The organism is Streptomyces aculeolatus (assembly GCF_020400605.1).
Lineage (GTDB): Bacteria > Actinomycetota > Actinomycetes > Streptomycetales > Streptomycetaceae > Streptomyces > Streptomyces aculeolatus.
In genome coordinates this window covers 1-19,764 of record NZ_JAINRD010000048.1, presented here as the reverse complement: position 1 = coordinate 19,764, position 19,764 = coordinate 1, and the positions used below count along the sequence as shown (strand labels likewise).

Sequence of the window (19,764 nt, the reverse complement as noted above, 5' to 3'; positions counted from 1 at the left end):
GGTGTACGCCACCCGACCCGACGCCACACTCGCCGCACCACCATTGCCCAGGAAGCCGTCGAACCCCGGCGGCAGCCGGTCCATGAGCCGGGCTACGTAGTCGCTGTACATGACGCCCGCGAAGACGCCGGTCCTGCTGCCCCGCAGGCTGTGCGGGTCCAGGTCCGCGCGCTCGAACGCCTCCCAGGCGGCCTCCAGCAGCAGCCGCTGCTGCGGGTCCGTGGCCGTGGCCTCCCGCGGGCTGATCTCGAAGAACGCCGCGTCGAAGGCGGCCGCGTCGTGCAGGAAGCCGCCCTCCCGGGCGTAGCTCGTGCCGGACCGGTCGGGGTCTGCGTCGAAGAGTCCGTCCAGCTCCCAGCCGCGGTTCAGGGGGAAGCCGGAGATGGCGTCCGAGCCGTCGGCGACCAACTGCCACAGGTCCTCCGGCGAACGCACCCCGCCCGGGTACCGGCAGGCCATCGAAACGATCGCCACCGGCTCCCGGTCCCCGGTCTCCAGGACGGACAGCCGCTGCTGGGCCTCATGCAGCTCGGCGGTGACCCACTTGAGGTACTCGACGAGCTTCTCTTCCTTGGACATCCGCTCTCGTTCCCGTTGTGACGAAAGGCGAAGGCGCACTTTCGGGGAGTGTCGGCACGGCGGCTAAAGGGGTCCCTAAGAATCTCCGAAGCCCGGACGCCCCCCGCCCCCGTGCGCTCACATGAACCGTGCGGCGTCCGCGGCCTCGGCCGCGTCGTGCAGCGACATGTCCGTCCGGCCGCTGATGACCCGCATGTGGCGGATGAGGCCGTCACCGCCGATCCGCATGACCGCGATCAGGGAGATCCGCACGATCTTGCCCTGCGGCACGCCCTCCGGGCGCAGCTCGACGGTGATGGGCAGGGCGACGTGCTCGCGGTCCAGGCCGGCGACCGGGGTGCCGGGGACCTCGTGCACGCCGTACGACACCAGCCGGGCGATGTGCGCGCGGTACTCGGCGCGTGCGGTGAAGGTCTTGTCGCCGACCGGGTCCTCGACGTGCAGCGGGTCAGCGAAGAGGGCGAGGACGCCGTCGACGTCGCCCGCGCCGATCCGGCGGCAGTACTCCAGAGCGACTCGTTTACGCGCGTCCTCGTCCAGCATCTGTGCTCCTTCACGACGGCGGTGCGGCCCTGTCCGCGCCCGGCAGGAGCATGTTCGGCGCAGCCGCCAAAGCGCCGCCAAAGCCGTTGGCGCTGGACTAGTTCGGACCAAGGTGGTCTTTAGACGGCGCTCCTAGCTTCGGACTTCTTCAGATGTGGATTCCGCGGCCGTCTCGGTCGGCGCCCGATCGCAGAAAGGGATTGCCGTTGTGAAGTCGTCACTGTGGCAGGACTTGCGGATGCTGGGAAACCTCTTCCTGGTCCGTACGACGTCCGACCCGGAGAAGAAGACAGCGCGGCTGTACGAGATGTACCCGCCGGACCGGCTGGTCGTCGAGGACACCAACTACTACAACCTCGGCTACTGGCCGGGGGCCACGAAGCTCGACGAGGCGGCGCAGGCCCTCGCCGACGAGCTGGCCGACACGGCCGGGTTCAAGCCGGACGACACCGTTCTGGACGTCGGCTTCGGCTACGGCGACCAGGACTTCCACTGGATCGACAAGTACGGGCCGAGCAAGATCATCGGCATCAACATCACCAAGGTGCACATCCGGATCGCCACGGACCGCGCCCGGGAGCGCGGGCTGCTGGACCGGATCGACTTCCGCGAGGGCTCGGCGACGGCGATCCCGCTGCCGGACAACAGCGTCGACAAGGTGGTGGCGCTGGAGTCGGCCTTCCACTTCGACACCCGCGCGGACTTCTTCGCCGAGGCGTACCGCGTGCTGCGCCCGGGCGGCGTGCTCGTGACCGCCGACATCATCCCGATGGAGGGCGGCAAGCCCAAGGCGGACATCCGTTCGCACGCCATCAAGTGGATCCGCGTCATGATCGACGACGCCAACTGGTACCCGCGCAAGAAGTACGGCGAGATCATGGAGTCCAAGGGCTTCGAGGGCGTCGAGGTGCGGACGATCCGCGACGAGGTCTACGAGCCGTGGCGTGAGTACCACGTGCGCCGCCTCCAGGACCCGACGTTCAAGAAGCGGTCCAGCAAGCTCTTCTACAAGATGGTCGCCATCGCCCACCGCGACCAGGACCTGCTCACCGAAGAGCTGAAGTCCCTCGACTACGTGGTGGCCTCGGCCCGCAAGCCGGTCGAGCCGTAGCCGACGGGGCGCGCGGCCGGCCGCCGGCCGCGTCGTCCGTCACGCCCGCCCTCCCGCAGGCCCCGCGCCCGCGGGAGGGCGCAGCCCCGTCCGGCGGGCCCGGTCCGCCGCCCCGGACGGCCGCCACCCCCGACCGACTGCCGCTCCGCCGGTACGTATCCGCCGCGCGTCCCTGCCCGCAGGCGCCGCCGGCGCCGTCCCCTTGAAGGCGTTCGATGGCCAGTAGCAACGAGGAAAAGCTCCGCGACTACCTGAAGGCGGTCACCGCCGATCTGCGCCAGACCCGCCAGCGGCTCCAGTCGCTGGAGGAGCGCGACCACGAGCCGATCGCAGTGGTCGGGATGGCCTGCCGCTACCCCGGCGGCGCGGTGTCGCCCGACGCGCTGTGGGAGCTGGTGTCGGCGGGCGGGGACGCCATCGGCGAGTTCCCCGGCGACCGGGGCTGGGACCTGGAGGCGGTCTTCGACGCGGACCCGGACCGGGCGGGCACGAGCTACGCCCGCCGCGGCGGCTTCCTCTACGACCTGCCGGAGTTCGACGCCGGGCTGTTCGGGGTCTCCCCGCGGGAGGCCGCGGCGATGGACCCGCAGCAGCGGCTGCTGCTGGAGCTGGCCTGGGAGGCGCTGGAGCGCGCAGGTATCGCAGCCGACGGGCTGCGCGGCTCCGCCACCGGCGTGTTCGCGGGCACCTCGGCGGCCGACTACGGGCCGCGGCTGCACGAGGCGAGCGGCGGCGCCGAGGGCTACATGCTGACCGGGACCACGCCGAGCGTCGCCTCCGGGCGGATCGCGTACACGCTGGGCCTGGAGGGCCCGGCGCTGACGGTGGACACGGCGTGCTCGTCCTCGCTGGTCGCGGTGCACCTGGCCACGCGCGCGCTGCGCGCGCAGGAGTGCACGATGGCGCTGGCCGGCGGGGCGACGGTGATGTCGACGCCGGGCATGTTCGTGGAGTTCTCGCGGCAGCGCGGGCTGGCGTCCGACGGGCGCTGCAAGTCGTTCTCCGAGGACGCCGACGGCACCGGCTGGGCCGAGGGCGCGGGCATGCTCGTGCTGGAGCGGCTCTCCGACGCCCGGGCCGCCGGGCACCCGGTGCTCGCGGTGATCCGCGGCAGCGCCGTCAACCAGGACGGCGCCTCCAACGGCCTCACCGCCCCCAACGGCCCCGCGCAGCGGCGCGTCATCGAGCAGGCGCTCGCCGACGCCCGGCTCACCGCGCGGCAGGTCGACGCCGTCGAGGCGCACGGCACGGGCACGTCGCTGGGCGACCCGATCGAGGCTCAGGCGCTGCTGGCGACGTACGGCCGTGAGCACACCGCGGAACAGCCGCTGTGGCTGGGCTCGGTGAAGTCCAACATCGGCCACACCCAGACCGCCGCCGGGGTGGCCGGGATCATCAAGATGGTGCAGGCCATGCGGTACGGCCGGCTGCCGCGGACGCTGCACGCCGGGACGCCGTCGCGGCACGTCGACTGGGACGCGGGCGGCGTCGCGCTGCTCGCCGAGGAGGTCGCCTGGCCCGAGTCGGACCGGCCGCGGCGGGCCGCGGTCTCCGCGTTCGGCATCAGCGGCACCAACGCGCACGTCGTCCTGGAGCAGGCGCCGCCCACCGCGGACGCGGACCGGGAGGAGCACTCCGGCGGGGCCGGAGCGCGTACCGCGCTGTGGACGCTGTCGGCCCGTACGGGCGAGGCGCTGCGCGCCCGGGCCGCGGAGCTGGCCGAGGCGGTACGCACCGACCCGGCGCCCGCTGCCGGGGACGTCGGCTTCTCGCTGGCGACGACGCGTGCGGCTTTCGACGAGCGGGCCGTCGTGCTGGGCGGCGACACCGACGAGCTGGCCGAGGGCCTGGCGGCGCTGGCGGCGGACCGCGGCTCCCCACGGGTCGTACGCGGCAGCGCGGTGTCCGGCGCGGCCCGCCCGGTCTTCGTCTTCTCCGGGCAGGGCGCGCAGTGGCCGGGGATGGCCGTCGGACTGTGGGACTCCGAGCCGGTGTTCGCCGCGTCGATGGAGCGCTGCGCCGCGGCCCTCGCCCCGCACACCGGCTACGCGCTGCGCGAGAAGCTCACCGCCCCCGCGGACGACCCGGACTGGGAGCGCGACGACGTGGTGCAGCCGCTGCTGTGGGCGGTGATGGTCTCGCTGGCCGGGCTGTGGCGCCACCACGGCGTGGCGCCGGCCGCGGTCGTGGGCCATTCGCAGGGCGAGTTCGCGGCGGCCGTGGTCGCCGGGGCGCTGTCGCTGGAGGACGGCGCCCGGCTGGTGGCCGTACGCAGCCGGGTGGTGCACGCGCTGTCCGGGCACGGCTCGATGGCCTCGGTGTCGCTGCCCGTCGCGGAGGTGGAGAAGCGGCTCGCGGAGACCGGCGGCGACGTCGGCATCGCTGCCGTCAACGGGCCGTCGGCCACGGTCGTCGCGGGTGTCGACGCGGACGTGCGGGCGTTCATGCGCGACTGCGAGGAGCGGGGCGTACGGACGCGGACCGTGCCCATCGCCTACGCCTCGCACTCGCCGCTCGTCGAGCCCGTGCGCGAGGAGATGCTGCGCGAGCTGGCGGCCATCACGCCGCGGGCCGGGGAGGTGCCGTTCTACTCCACCGTCACCGGCGAGCCGATGCCCACCGAGTCGCTGGACGCCGCGTACTGGTACCGCAACCTGCGCTCCCCCGTGCTCTTCGCGCAGACCGCTGAGCGGCTGATGGACGCGGGCCACACCGTGTTCCTGGAGATGGGCGCGCACCCGGTGCTCGTGCCCGCGATCGAGCAGGTCCTCGACGCGACGGAGACCGAGGGGCGGGCGCTGGGCACGCTGCGCCGCGGCGAGGACGGCGAGCCGCGCTTCAAGCAGGCGCTGGCGGAGGCGTACGCCGCCGGTGTGGTGCCCGACTGGCAGGCGCTCTTCCCCGGCGCCCGGACAGTGCCGCTGCCCACCTACCCCTTCCAGCGCCGGCGTTACTGGCTCGCTGACCGCGACGACCGTACGCCTCGGGAGGCCGCCGGCGGCGGGACGGACGACGCGTTCTGGGCGCTGGTCGAGCGGGCCGACACCGGGGCGCTGCGCCGGGAGCTGCCCGAGGTCGGCGAGGACGCGCTGCGCGAGGTGGTGCCGGCGCTGCACCGCTGGCGCACCCGGAGCCGTACGGACGCGGCGCTCAACAGCCGTCGCTACGAGATCGGTTGGCGCCCGGCCGCGGAGCGGCGGACGCCGGGGCCCGGCGGGCACTGGCTGCTGGTGACCCGCGCCGGCGCCGACGGGCGGCCCGCCGCCTGGGCCGACGCGGCGGACACCGCGCTCCGTGCCCGCGGCGCCCGGGTGACCGTGGTCGCGCTGGACGAGCGGGCCGCCGACGACCGCGCGGACGTCGCGCGGCGCGTGTCGGCGGCGCTGGCCGGCGAGGCGGTCGACGGGGTGCTGTCGCTGCTGGCGCTGGACGAGCGCGCCCACCCCGGGCACCCGGCGCTGCCGTCCGGTGTCGCAGGGCTGCTGGGGCTCGTGCAGGCGCTGGTGGAACTGGATGTGGCCGCGCCCGTGTGGTCGCTGACGTGCGCCGCGGTGAGCGCCCTCGACGACGAGGTACCGGCGTACCCGCTCCAGGCGCAGACCTGGGGTCTGGGCCGGGTGGTGGCGCTGGAGCAGCCGCAGTTGTGGGGCGGCCTGGTCGACCTCCCGGAGCAGCCGGGCGACGAGGACTGGCAGCGGTTGTGCGCGGTGCTCGCGGGCGCGGCGGGCGACGAGGACCAGGTGGCGGTCCGGCCCGGCGGGCTGCGCGTGCGGCGGCTGCTGCCCGCGCCGGCGCCCGCGGGCGGACCCGCGTGGCAGCCGGGCGGCACGGTCGTGATCACCGGGGGCTCCGGCTCGCTGGCGCCGCACCTGGCGCGCTGGCTGGCCGACGGCGGCGCGGAGCACATCGTGCTGGCCAGCCGGCGCGGCCCCGACGCGCCCGGCCACGCCGCGCTGGCCGAGGAGTTGGGCGGGCGGGGTGTCCGGGTGACGGCGCTGTCCTGCGACCTGACCGACCGCGACTCCGTACGGGCCCTGCTGGAGCGGTCCGCGGAGCCGGGCAGGCCGGTGCGGGCGGTGGTGCACGCCGCGACCGCGACCCACCTGGAGCCGCTGGCCGGCGCCTCCGCCGCCGGGGTGGCGGACGTGCTGGCGGCGAAGGCGCTCGGGGCGGTGCACCTCGCCGAGCTGCTGGCCGGGGAGGACGCGGAGTTGGTGTTCTTCTCCTCCATCGCGGCCGTCTGGGGCAGCGGTGAGCATGGCGCGTACGCGGCGGCGAACGCCTTCCTCGACGCGTACGCGGAGCAGCTTCGCCGCCAGGGCCGGAAGGTGACGTCTGTCGCCTTCGGCGCGTGGCGCAGCGAGCAGTTGCCCGAGGAGCTGGACGAGGCCCAGTTGACGCGGCAGGGCCTGCCCCTGCTGGACCCGGAGGTCGCGCTCACCGGCCTCGGCCGGGAGCTGGCCGCGGGCGGCGGCCGGCCGGTGACGCTGGTCGACGTCGACTGGGAGACGTTCGCCCCGGTCTTCGCCTCGGCCCGGCCCCGGCCGCTGCTGGACGAGGTCCCGGCCGCCCGCGGCGCGCTGCGGCGCTCCGCGGCGGACGGCGCCCGCACGGCTGCCGCGGGCGGCGACGGGGAGCTGCTGAAGCGGCTGGCGCAGCTGCCCGAGGCGGCCCGCGGACGCGAGGTGCTGGACGTCGTGACCGCCGAGGTGGCCGCGGTGCTGGGCCACGGGCCGGCGGACCGGCCCGCTCCGGGGCAGACGTTCAAGGAACTGGGCCTGGACTCGCTGACCGCGGTGGCGCTGCGCAACCGGCTGCGCGCCGCGACGGGACTCCCGCTGCCGGTGACGCTCGTGTTCGACCACCCCAGCCCGCAGGCTCTCGCCCGCTTCCTGACCGGGCAGTTGGGCGCGGCGGGCGAGCAGGCACCCCCCGGCTCCGTACACGAGGAGCTGGACCGGCTGGCCGCGGCCCTGGACGCCGCGCCCGTCGAGGGTGCGGAACGCGTCGCCGTGCAGGACCGGTTGCGGTCGCTGGCGGCCGCACTGGCCGACCACGGGACCGCGGCGGGCGGCATGCCCGCGGACGACGAGGCGGGTCTCGACGAGGCCAGCACCGACGACCTGCTGAAGATCATCGACGACGAGTTCGGCCCGGCGGAGCCGGGTCCGACGGCATCGACAATCGGCTGACCAGCGCCGGAGCGGCGCACGGAGAGGAGCAGTTCCGGCCATGGCCGAGGAAGACAAGCTGCGCGACTACCTCAAACGGCTCACCGTCGACCTGCGCCGGACCACGCGCAGGCTGCGGGAGGTGGAGGAGCAGCGGCGGGAGCCGGTCGCGGTCGTCGGCATGGCCTGCCGCCTCCCCGGCGGCGTACGGAGCCCCGAGGAACTGTGGGAGCTGCTGCGGGACGGCCGGGACGCCATCTCCGCCATGCCCGCGAACCGGGACTGGCACCTGGACGACCACTTCGACCCGGACCTCGGCCGGCCCGGCACGTCGTACGTGCGCGAGGGCGGCTTCCTCGACGATGTCGCAGGCTTCGACGCGGCGTTCTTCGGCATCTCCCCGCGCGAGGCGCTGGCGATGGACCCGCAGCAGCGGCTCCTGCTGGAGCTGGCGTGGGAGAGCGTGGAGCGGGCCGGGATCGACGCGCACGCGCTGCGCGGCTCGCGTACCGGTGTGTTCGTGGGCAGCAATCCCACCGAGTACGGCGGTCTGCTCGGTGACGCCGCCGCGCAGGTGGGCGGGCACCTGCTCACCGGCACGGTCCTCAGCGTGCTGTCCGGCCGGCTCGCGTACACCCTCGGTCTCGAGGGCCCGGCGGTGAGCGTGGACACCGCGTGCTCCACGTCGCTGACGGCGGTGCACCTCGCGGTGCAGGCGCTGCGCCGCGGCGAGTGCACGATGGCGCTGGCCGGCGGGGCGACGGTGTTCTCCACGGTCGGGCCGTTCACCGAGATGAGCCGGCAGCGGGTGCTGGCCGCAGACGGGCGCTGCAAGGCGTTCGGCGCGGGCGCCGACGGCATGGGCATGTCCGAGGGCGCGGGGGTCGTGCTGCTGGAGCCGCTCAGCGCGGCCCGCCGCAACGGCCACCGCGTGCTCGCCGTGATCCGCGGCAGCGCCGTCAACTCCGACGGCTCGTCCAACGGCCTGACGGCGCCGAGCGGGCAGGCCCAGGAGAAGGTGATCCGCGCCGCCCTCGCCGACGCGGGCCTCGGTGCCGCCGACGTCGACGCGATCGAGGCGCACGGCACGGGCACGGAGCTGGGCGACCCGATCGAGGCGCAGGCGCTGCTGGAGGTCTACGGCCGCGGCCGGGCCGCCGCCAAGGCGCCGCTGTACCTCGGCTCGGTCAAGTCGAACATCGGGCACACCCAGGCCGCCGCGGGCGTGGCCGGGCTGATGAAGCTCGTACTGGCGCTGCAGCACGGGCAGTTGCCCCGTACGCTGCACGCCGACACGCCCAGCCCGCACGTCGACTGGGACCCGGCGACGCTCGCGCTGCTGGACGAGGCGCTGCCGTGGCGCGGCGAGGACCGAACGCGGCGGGCCGCGGTGTCCGCCTTCGGGATCAGCGGCACCAACGCGCACGTGATCGTGGAGCAGCCCCCGGCCGACGAGCAGGAGCCCGCGGCGCCGGAGGCGTCCGGGGGCCCCGTCCGGCCCTGGCTGGTCTCCGCGGCCACGGCCGACGGGCTGCGCACGCAGGCGGCCCGGCTGGCCGACCACGTCCGCGCCCGCCCGGAGCTGACCGCCGACGCGGTGGGCCACGCGCTGGCGACGTCCCGGGCCACGCTCGGGCACCGCGCCGTGCTCCTCGGCGCCGACCGCGGGGAGTTGCTCGGCCGGCTCGACGCCCTGGGCCGCGGCGACGCCGCCACCGGGCTGGTCACCGGCGTGCAGCAGACCGGGCGGCTGGCACTGATGTTCTCCGGGCAGGGCAGCCAGCGCGCCGGCATGGGGCGCGAGCTGTACGAGGCGTTCCCGGTGTTCGCCGAGGCGCTGGACGAGGTGTGCGCGGCGCTCGACGCGCATCTCGACGTCCCCGTACGCGAGGTGATGTTCGCCGCGGCGGGCACCGAGCGGGCGGCGCTGCTGGAGCACACGCTCTACACCCAGCCCGCGCTGTTCGCGATGCACACCGCGCTGGCCCGGCTGCTCGCGTCCTGGGGCGTGCGGCCCGACCACCTCATCGGCCACTCCGTGGGCGAGTTGTCGGCCGCGCACGTCGCCGGGGTCTTCCCGCTCGGCGTCGCCGCCGACATGGTCGCTACCCGGGCGAAGCTGATGCACTCGCTGCCCGAGGGCACCGGCATGCTCGCCGTACGGTCCGGCCCCGAGCCGCTGGCCGGGCAGCTGGAGCGGCACGCGGGGGTGGAGGTCGCCGCGTACAACTCCCCCGCCGCGACCGCGCTTGCCGGGCCGCTCGACGTGCTGGACGAGCTGGCGCGGGAGCTGGCCGAGGCCGGTGTCCGCGCCAGGCGGCTGCACGTGGCGCACGCCTTCCACTCCGCGCACACCGAGCCGGTCCTCGACGCTTTCGCGCGCCACCTGGCGGACCTCTTCGACCGCCACGCCCCGGGCGAGGCGGAGGTGCCCGTCATCTCCAACGTCACCGGTCTGCCCGCGACCAGCGAGCAGCACCGCGACCCCGCGTACTGGGCCGAGCACATCCGCCGCCCCGTCCGCTTCCACCAGGGCGTCGCCGACCTCGCCGCCCGGGGCACGACGACGTACCTGGAGCTGGGCCCCGACGCCGGCCTCAGCACCCTCGCGCAGGCGGTGCTCGACGAGGCCGACCCGGCGCAGCCGGGCGGCGAGCCGGCCGTGGTCACCTCGGTGCTGCGGCGCGCCCACCCCGAGGTCCCCGCCCTCCTCACGGCGGTCGCCAGGCTGCACGTGCACGGCACGGACGTGGACTGGCGGGCGCTGCACGCCGACGGCAGGCCCGCGGAGCTGCCGACGTACGCGTTCCAGCGGCGCCCGTACTGGCTGCGCCAGGCCCGCCCGGCCGCGGACCGGCCCGGTGTACGGGTCACGCGGCACCCGCTGCTCGGCGCGGTGCTGGAGACGGCGGACGCCGAGCGCCCGGGCGCGGTGTTCACCGGCCGGATCAGCGCACGTACCCCCGGCTGGCTGCCGGACCACGTGCTCGGCACCACCGTGGTGCTGCCGGGCACGGGCACGGTGGAGATCGCGCTGTGCGCGGCGCGGCACGTCGGCTGCACGCGCGTCGAGGAGCTGACGCTGCGCCACCCGGTGGTGCTGCCGGCGGAGGGCGCGCTGCAGCTCCAGGTTGCGGTGGCCGCCCCGGACGCCGCCGGCCGCCGATCCCTGTCCCTGTACGCCCGCCCCGAGCCGGACGCGGACGAGGACTCCCCGGAGCTCGCGGCCGACGCCGCGTGGACGCTGCACGCGACGGGCGTGCTGGCGCCCGGTGCGACCGCGGCTGCCGATGCGTGGGACGGCGCGGCCTGGCCGCCGGCGGGTGAGCCGGCCGCGGTCGTGGACGACCTGTACGACCGGCTGCACGAGCGCGGGATGCGCTTCGGCCCGGCCTTCCGCTCGCTGCGCACGGTGTGGCGTACGGACGAGCACCTGTACGCGGACCTGGCACTGCCCGAGGCGCACCACGAGGACCTCGACGAGTACGGCGTCCACCCCGCGCTGCTGGACGCCGCGCTGCACACGGTGGCGCTGCTGGACGAGTCGGGCACGGAGCTGCGGCTGCCGTTCGCGTGGTCCGGCGTACGGCTGCTGGCGCGGCCCGGCGCTGCGGCGCTGCGCGCCCGGGTGACGCCCACCGGCCCGGAGACCGTGGCCCTGGACCTCGCCGACGCCGCGGGCACGCCGGTGCTGCGGGTGGACGAGGTGGCGCTGCGGCCGGTGCCGGCCGACAGCCTCGGCGCGGTGTCCGCCGACCCGTTGTACGGGGTCCAGTGGCAGCGGGTCGACGCGCCGGAGGCCGCGGACGGCCCGGAGTTGCGGGAGACGGACCTCGACGCGTTCGCCGGGGTCCTCGACGCCGCGGGTGCCGGGTCCGAGGGGTCCGGCGTGTACGTGGTGCGGTGCCCCGACGCGGACGGCGGCGACGCCGGCGGGACGGCGGAGAGAGCGCGTACGACCGTCGCCCGCGTGCTGACCGCGGTGCAGCGGTGGCTGTCCGACGACCGCTTCGCCGACAGCCGGCTCGCCGTGGTCACCCGCGGCGCGGTCGGCGCGGACGCGGACGGTGACGTGCCCGCGCTGGAGTCCGCCCCGGTGTGGGGGCTGCTGCGCTCGGCCCAGTCGGAGCACCCGGACCGGATCGTGCTCGTCGACGACGACCCCGGACAGGGAGCGTCCCTCGATGCCGCGGACGCGGTACGGGCCGCGCTGGCGGCCGGCGAACCGCAGGTGGCGATCCGCGGCGACGGCCTCCTCGCCCCCCGGCTCACCCGGATCGAGCCGGACCGCCCCGCGGCCCTCGACCCGGAGGGCACCGTCCTGATCACCGGCGCGAGCGGCACGCTCGGCGGGCAGGTCGCCGCGCACCTCGTCGCGGACCACGGCGTACGCCGCCTGCTCCTCGTCAGCCGCCGCGGGCAGGAGGCCCCCGGCGCCGGCGAACTCCGCGCCGAACTCGCCGGGCTGGGCGCCGAGGTGGCCTTCGCCGCCTGCGACGTCGCGGACGCGGACGCCCTCGCCGAGGTGCTGGAGACGATCCCGGCGGAGCACCCGCTCACCGCCGTGGTGCACGCGGCCGGCGTGCTGGACGACGCGACCGTCGGCGAGCTGACGCCCGCCCAACTCGACGCCGTGCTGCGGCCGAAGACGGACGGCGCCTGGCACCTGCACCGGCTCACCGCGGACCGGCCGCGGGTGGCGTTCGTACTGTTCTCGTCGTTCGCGTCGGTGGTCGGCACCCCCGGCCAGGCCAACTACGCCGCCGCGAACAGCTTCCTGGACGCCCTCGCCCAGCACCGCCGCGCCCGCGGGCTGCCCGCCGTCAGCCTCGCCTGGGGCCTGTGGGAGCAGGGCGGCATGGGCGAGAGCCTGGACCGGGCGGCCCGTGCGCGCATCGCCCGCGCCGGCGTACGCGCCATGTCCGCGAGCCGGGCGCTCGCCCTGCTGGACACGGCGCTGCGCAGCCCCGTGGCGCTGGCCGCCCCCGTGGTCCTCGACCGCCCGGCGCTGCGCGCGCAGTCCCGCGCCGGGACGCTGCCCGCCGTACTCCGTACGCAGGCGCCCGCGCCCGCCGCCCCCGCCGGCGGCAGCGCCGACGCCGCGGCCCCGGCCGCCGCCGACCCGCTCGCCGGGCTCGCGGCGCTCGGCCGCGCCGAGCAGGACCGCACGCTGCTGGCGCTCGTACGGCGCACCGCCGTGCTCGCGCTCGGGCTGCCCGAGGGCGAGTCGGTGAGCCCGGGGCAGACCTTCCGCGACCTCGGCTTCGACTCGCTCACCGCCGTCGAGATGCGCAACCGGCTCAGCGCCGCCACCGGCCGCCGGCTGCCCGCCACCGCGGTCTTCGACCACCCCACGCCCCAGGCGCTCGCCGACCATCTGCGCACGGAGCTGCTGGGGTCGGACGGGGCAGCCGCCCCGGCCGCGCCGAAGGCCGCCCCCCGCGCCGCCGACGACGACCCGATCGCCGTCGTCGCGATGTCCTGCCGCTACCCCGGCGGCGTGGACTCCCCCGCCGGACTGTGGGACCTGCTCAGCAGGGGCGCCGAGGGCACCAGCACGTTCCCGGAGAACCGCGGCTGGGACATCGACGCGATCTTCGACCCGAGCGGGGAGCGCCCCGGCACCACGTACACGCGCGCCGGCTCCTTCCTGCACGAGGCCGACCGGTTCGACGCCGAGTTCTTCGGGATCTCGCCGCGCGAGGCGGCCTCCATGGACCCGCAGCAGCGGCTGCTGCTGGAGCTGTGCTGGGAGGCCGTCGAGGGCGCCGGCATCCCCGCCGACGAACTGCGCGGCTCCTCGACCGGCGTGTTCGCGGGCATCATGTACAGCGACTACGGCGGCCGGCTGCTGCTGCGCACCCCCGCGGAGTACGAGGGGTACGTCGGCAACGGCAGCGCGCCGAGTGTCGCCTCGGGGCGGATCGCGTTCACCTTCGGCTTCGAAGGGCCCGCGCTGACCGTCGACACGGCCTGCTCGTCGTCGCTGGTCGCGGTGCACCTCGCGGCGCAGTCCCTGCGCAACGGCGAGTGCACGCTGGCGCTGGCCGGCGGGGCGACCGTGATGTCCACGCCCGCGGTCTTCGTGGAGTTCTCCCGGCAGCGCGGCCTCGCCCCCGACGGCCGCTGCAAGTCCTTCTCGGACTCCGCCGACGGTACGGGCTGGGGCGAGGGCGCCGGCATGCTGCTGCTGGAGCGGCTCTCGGACGCCGAGCGCAACGGGCACCAGGTGCTCGCGGTGCTCCGCGGCTCGGCGGTCAACCAGGACGGTGCCTCCAACGGCCTCACCGCCCCCAACGGCCCCGCCCAGCAGCGCGTCATCCGGCAGGCCCTGGCCAACGCCCGGCTGACCGGCGCCGAGGTCGACGCCGTCGAGGCGCACGGCACCGGCACGACGCTCGGCGACCCGATCGAGGCGCAGGCGCTGCTGGCGACGTACGGGCGCGAGCACTCGGCCGAGCAGCCGCTGTGGCTGGGCTCGGTGAAGTCGAACCTGGGCCACACGCAGGCCGCGGCCGGCGTCGCCGGAATCATCAAGATGATCCAGGCCATGCGGCACGGGGTACTGCCCCGCACGTTGCACGTCGACGAGCCGTCGCGGCACGTCGAGTGGGACGACGGCGTCGTCTCGCTGCTGACCGAGCAGCGGGAGTGGCCGCGCACCGGGGCCGGCCGGCCGCGGCGGGCCGGCGTGTCCGCGTTCGGCATCAGCGGCACGAACGCGCACGTCATCCTGGAGGAGGCGCCGTCCGTCACCCGGGACCGGCGGGAAGGGGAGCCGGAGCCGTCCGCTGCCGCGCTGCCCTGGCTGGTCTCCGGCGCGACCCCCGAGGGCCTGAGCGCCCAGGCCGCCCGGCTGGCCGAACAGGTCGAGGCGCGGCCGGGGTTGACCGCGTCCGACCTGGCGTGGTCGCTTGCGTCCCGGCGCACCGCCCTGCCGTACCGCGCCACCGTCCTCGGCCGCGACCGTACGGAGCTCCTCGACGGCCTGCGCGCGGTGGCCCGGGACCGGAGCGCGCCCGGCGTGATCCGCACCGGAAGCGAGCAGAAGCCCGGCGGCCTGGTGTTCATGTACTCCGGCCAGGGCAGCCAGCGTCCCGGCATGGGCCGCGAACTGTACGGCGTGCTGCCCGAGTTCACCGAGGCGCTGGACGAGGCGTGCGCCGCGCTCGACGCGCACCTCGACATCCCTGTGCGCGAGGTGATGTTCGCCGACGCGGCCGACGACGGGTCCGCGCTGCTCGACCAGACCCTCTACACCCAGACCGGCCTGTTCGCCCTGCACACGGCGCTCACCCGCCAGCTCCAGGCGTGGGGCGTGCGGCCGGACCACCTGATCGGCCACTCCATCGGCGAGCTGACCGCCGCGCACGTCGCCGGCGTGCTGTCCCTCGCCGACGCCGCCCGGCTCGTCACGGCCCGGGCGCGGCTGATGAACGAACTCCCCCACGGCACCGGCGGCATGCTCGCCGCCCAGGCCGGGCCGGAGGTGCTGGCCGAGTACCTGGAGCGGCACGGGCGGGCGGAGATCGCCGCATACAACTCCCCCGTGGCGACGGTGCTCGCCGGCCCGGCCGACGCGCTGGCCGCGCTCGCGGAGGAGCTGGGCAAGGCCGGGATCCGGACCCGCGGGCTGAAGGTGAGCCACGCCTTCCACTCGGCGCAGATGGAGCCCGTGCTGGCCGAGTTCACGAGCACCGCGGCCTCGCTCACGTACCGTGCGCCCGAACTCCCGGTGGTGTCGAACCTCACCGGCACGGCGGCCACGGCCGGCGAGCTGGCGGACGCCGCGTACTGGGCGGAGCACATCCGCCGGCCGGTCCGCTTCCACCAGGGCCTCGCCCACCTCGCCGGCGAGGGCTCCACCGCGTTCCTGGAGATCGGCCCCGGCGCCACCCTGACGACGCTCACCCGGGCGATCCTGCCGACCGACGACGGCGCCGCGGTGATCCCGGCGCTGCGCCCGGCCCGCACGTCCCCGGCCGCCGACGCGCCGGCGGCCCCGGCCGACGAGCCCACCGCGCTCCTGCACGCCATGGGCGAGCTGCACGCGCACGGCACGGGCCCCCGGTGGACGGACGTGCTGCCGCGCGGGCGCTCGGTGGAGCTGCCCACGTACGCCTTCCAGCGCCGCCGCTACTGGATCGACCCGGAGGAGCCCGCCGCCGCGGGCCCGGCGGACTCCGGCCTGCACTACCGGACGTCCTGGGCGCGCCTGCCCCGGGACGGCGGCGCGGTGCTCGCCGGCACCTGGCTGCTCGCGGTGCCGGACGGCGGACGGGCCGGCGAGTGGCCGGAGTTCTGCGCCGGGGCGCTCCAGGGCGCCGGGGCGCAGGTCGCCACCGTCGAGGTCGCCGCGGGCACGGAGCGCGCGGCGCTCGCCGAGCAGCTCGCGCGCCGGATCGAGGAGACCGGGCAGCCGCGCGGGATCCTGTCGCTGCTGGCCGCACGCGCCGAACCCGCCGACACCGCCGCCGAAGCCGCGGACGCCGCCGACGCGGACCCCGCCTTCGACGGCGTACCGGAGGAGCTGACCGCGACCGTCGTCCTCACCCAGGCGCTCGGCGACACCGGCGTGACCGCCCCCCTGTGGGCGGCCACCCGCGAGGCCGTCTCCGTCGGCGACGAGGACCCGCTCCGCAACCCGGAGGCCGCCTTGGTGTGGGGCTTCGGCCGGGCCGCGGCGCTCGAGGAGCCCGCGCGCTGGGGCGGGTTGGTCGACCTCCCCGGCACGCCCGCCGACCTCGGCGCGCGCGGACGCGCGGAGCTGGCCGCGCTGCTCGGCGGCTCGCCGGACGGCTCCGGCGCGCCGGTGGAGGACCAGATCGCGCTACGGGCCGACGGGCCGCGGGCGCGGCGGCTCAGGCGTACGACGCCCGCCCGCAAGGCGGACGCCGAGTGGCCGCCCCGCGGCACCGTCCTCGTCACCGGCGGCACCGGCGGCCTCGGCGCCCACGCCGCCCGCCGGCTGGCCGCGGACGGCGCCGAGCACCTTCTCCTCGTCAGCCGCCGCGGCCCCGACGCCCCGGGCGCCGACGAGCTGCGCGCCGAACTGACGGCGGCCGGCGCCGCCGTGACGATCGCCGCCTGCGACGTCACCGACCGGTCCGCCCTCGCCGCACTGCTCGCCGGCGTACCCGAGGAGACGCCGCTCACCGCGGTGCTGCACGCGGCGGGCGTCAGCGCGGACCGCGGGCTGGCGGACCTGGACGCCAAGCACTTCGCCGAGGTCCTCGGCCCCAAGTCCCTCGCGGCGCGCCACCTGCACGAGCTGACCCGGGACGCGGACGGCCGCAGCCGGCTCAGCGCCTTCGTGCTGTTCTCGTCGACCGCGGGCGTGTGGGGCAGCGGCGCCCAGGGCGCGTACGCCGCGGGCAACGCCTACCTCGACGCGCTCGCCGAGCACCGCCGCGCCCTCGGCCTCCCGGCCACCGCGGTGGCCTGGGGCGCGTGGAGCGGCGAGGGCATGGCCGGCGCCGAGGAGAACTCGCGGCGCCTGCTGCGCCGCGGCATCCGCGGTCTCGACCCGGCCGCCGCGGTGGCGGCCCTCGCCGACGCCGTACGGGCGGACGAGGCCCCGGTGACGATCGCCGACATCGACTGGTCGACATTCACCGTGGCGTTCACGTCGCGGCGGCACAGCCCGCTGCTCGGCGAGCTGCCGGAGGCCCGGGCGGTGACCGGCGCGCGGGAGGCGGCCGAGCCGGAGGCGGCGGGCGCCGATGCCGCCGGGCAGCTGCGGGCGCTGCTGGCGGGCCGTACCCGCGAGGAGCAGCAGCGCGAGCTGCTGGACCTGGTGCGTACGGAGGTCGCGGGCGTGCTCGGGCACGCGTCGGCCGACAGCGTACGGCCCGGGAAGCCCTTCAACGACCTGGGCTTCGACTCGCTCACCGCCGTCGAGCTGCGCAACCGCGTCAACACCCGGACCGGGCTGCGGCTGCCGACGACCGTCATCTTCGACTACCCGTCGCCGGACGCCCTCGCCGAGTGCCTCCGCGACGAACTCGGCGGCCCCGACGCCGCCGGTCAGTCCCTGCTCGCCGACCTGGCGCGGCTCGACGGCGCGCTGAACGGCGCGGCGCTGGCCGACGAGGAGGTGCGGCGCCGGGCCGGGGAGCGGCTGCGGACGATGCTCCAGCGGCTCGACGGAACCGCGCCGGCCGCCTCGCAGGGGGCGGGCGGCGACGCGGACGGCGGCGAGCCGGGCGCGGAGGCGAACAGCGATCTGGAGGACGCGTCCGTCGACGACCTCCTCGACATCATCCAGACGGAGTTCGGCAAGTCATGACGCTCCCCGCCCGTACGCCCCCGCTCGTGAACGCCTCCGCACACCCCCGGCCGCCCATGAACCACCCGGTACCACTCCGCGCCTCGACAAGGAGCTTGCGCTGATGAAGAACGAGCAGAAGCTTCTGGACAACCTGAAGTGGGTGACCGCGGAGCTGCGCCAGGCCCGCCGCCGCCTCAGCGAGGTCGAGTCGAAGTCCGCGGAGCCCATCGCCATCGTGTCCATGGCCTGCCGCTACCCCGGCGGCGTGGCCTCGCCCGAGGACCTGTGGCGGATGGTGGCCGAGGGCCGCGACGGGATCGTGGAACTCCCGGGCGACCGCGGCTGGCCGGAGGACCTGTACGACCCGGACCCGGCGGCGAGCGGCAAGAGCTCCACGCGCATGGGCGCCTTCCTCGAAGGGGTCGAGCAGTTCGACGCGGAGCTGTTCGGCATCTCGCCGCGCGAGGCACTGGCCATGGACCCGCAGCAGCGGCTGCTGCTGGAGACGGCCTGGGAGGCGTTCGAGCGGGCGGGCCTGGACCCGGCCGGGGTGAAGGGCAACAGAACGGGCGTCTTCGCGGGGCTCAACTCCCAGGACTACCTGCTGCGCCTCTACCGCGCCACCGGCGACCTGGAGGGCTACGCGGCGACCGGCAGCGCCGGCAGCGTGGCGTCCGGCCGGGTGGCGTACACCTTCGGGCTCGAGGGCCCGGCGGTGACGGTGGACACGGCGTGCTCGTCGTCCCTGGTGGCCCTGCACCTGGCGATCCAGGCGCTGCGCAACGGCGAGTGCGACAGCGCGCTGGCGGGCGGCGCGACGGTCATGTCCAGCCCGTCCGCCTTCACGGTCTTCTCCCGCCAGCGCGGCCTGGCCGCGGACGGCCGGTGCAAGGCGTTCGCCGAGGCGGCGGACGGTACGGGCTGGGGCGAGGGCGTCGGCCTCGTACTGCTGGAGCGGCTGTCGGACGCGCAGCGGAACGGCCACACGGTGCTGGCGGTGCTGAAGGGCTCCGCGATCAACCAGGACGGTGCGTCCAACGGCCTCACCGCCCCCAACGGGCCGTCGCAGCGCCGGGTCATCGAGCAGGCGCTGGCCAACGCCAGGCTGACGCCCGGTCAGGTGGACGCCGTCGAGGCGCACGGTACGGGCACGACGCTGGGCGACCCGATCGAGGCGCAGGCGCTGCTGGCGACGTACGGGCGCGAGCACACGGCGGAGCAGCCGCTGTGGCTGGGCTCGGTGAAGTCGAACGTCGGGCACACGCAGGCCGCGGCGGGGGTGGCGGGCGTCATCAAGATGGTCGAGGCCATGCGGCACGGGGTGCTGCCCCCCACGCTCCACGTGGACCGGCCGACGAGCCACGTGGACTGGGAGTCGGGCACGGTCTCGCTGCTGACGGAGACGCGGGAGTGGCCGGAGACGGGGCAGCCGCGGCGTGCGGCGGTGTCGTCGTTCGGCATGAGCGGCACCAACGCGCACCTGATCCTGGAGGCCGCGCCGATCGCGGCACCGGAGGAGGCAGAGGCGGACGCCGGAGAGGCGTCGCCGGAGACGGCACCGGAGACGGAGGCGGCCGAGGCCGCGCCGTCCCTGCCGGTGCCGGTCGTGGTCTCCGCCCGTACGGCGGCGGCACTGGCGGAGTCGGCCGGGCGGCTGGCTGCGTACGTGGAGCGGCACCCGCAGGTAGAGGTGGGTCCGCTGGCCGCGCGATTGTGGTCCGGTCGGGCGAAGATGGAGTACCGCGCGGGCGTCGTCACGGCCGACCGGGACGAGCTGGTGGAAGCCCTGACCGCGCTGGCCACCGGTTCCGCGCACGCGGCGCTGGTCACCGGGCCGGGATCGGCGTCTGCCGGGAAGACCGCGTTCGTGTTCCCGGGGCAGGGTTCTCAGTGGACCCGTATGGGCTACGAACTCGCCGCCGAGGAACCGGCGTTCGCGGCGCACCTGGCAGCGTGCCGGGACGAGTTGTCACGGTGGTGCGACTGGGATCTCCTGGAGGTCCTCGCCAGCGAGGACGAGGACGCGCTCGACCGTGTTGATGTCGTGCAGCCCGCACTGTTCGCGGTAATGACGGGCATCGCCCAGCTTT

The 19,764-nt window shown here is 76.0% G+C and carries 6 protein-coding genes; 4 read left to right on the top strand and 2 right to left on the bottom strand.

Going from position 1 to position 19,764, the window contains the following annotated elements; genetic code table 11:
- Window positions 1–618 (bottom strand): beta-ketoacyl synthase N-terminal-like domain-containing protein (locus LG396_RS38390; RefSeq protein ID WP_372483643.1); only part of this gene is annotated, 618 nt, incomplete at its 3' end.
- A 78-nt stretch (window positions 619–696) separates the two neighbouring features.
- Entirely contained in the window at window positions 697–1,122 is a 426-nt protein-coding gene (locus LG396_RS38385) for a nuclear transport factor 2 family protein (protein WP_027746215.1), read from the bottom strand.
- 208 nt (window positions 1,123–1,330) lie between these two features.
- Between LG396_RS38385 and LG396_RS38380 the strand changes: the two genes are divergently transcribed.
- From LG396_RS38380 to LG396_RS38365, 4 genes are all read left to right on the top strand, one after another.
- Entirely contained in the window at window positions 1,331–2,233 is a 903-nt protein-coding gene (locus LG396_RS38380; protein ID WP_225798257.1) for an SAM-dependent methyltransferase, read from the top strand.
- A gap of 215 nt (window positions 2,234–2,448) precedes the next feature.
- Window positions 2,449–7,425 (top strand): type I polyketide synthase, encoded by a 4,977-nt coding sequence (locus tag LG396_RS38375; protein WP_225798256.1) that lies wholly within the window; start codon window positions 2,449–2,451, stop codon window positions 7,423–7,425.
- Window positions 7,426–7,465: 40 nt separating this feature from the next.
- Window positions 7,466–17,692: a type I polyketide synthase gene (locus LG396_RS38370; protein WP_225798255.1), complete on the top strand. Its 10,227-nt coding sequence runs from the start codon at window positions 7,466–7,468 to the stop codon at window positions 17,690–17,692.
- Window positions 17,693–17,795: 103 nt separating this feature from the next.
- Window positions 17,796–19,764, top strand: a 1,969-nt coding sequence (locus tag LG396_RS38365) for a type I polyketide synthase (RefSeq protein ID WP_225798254.1), incomplete at its 3' end; no start/stop codon positions are given.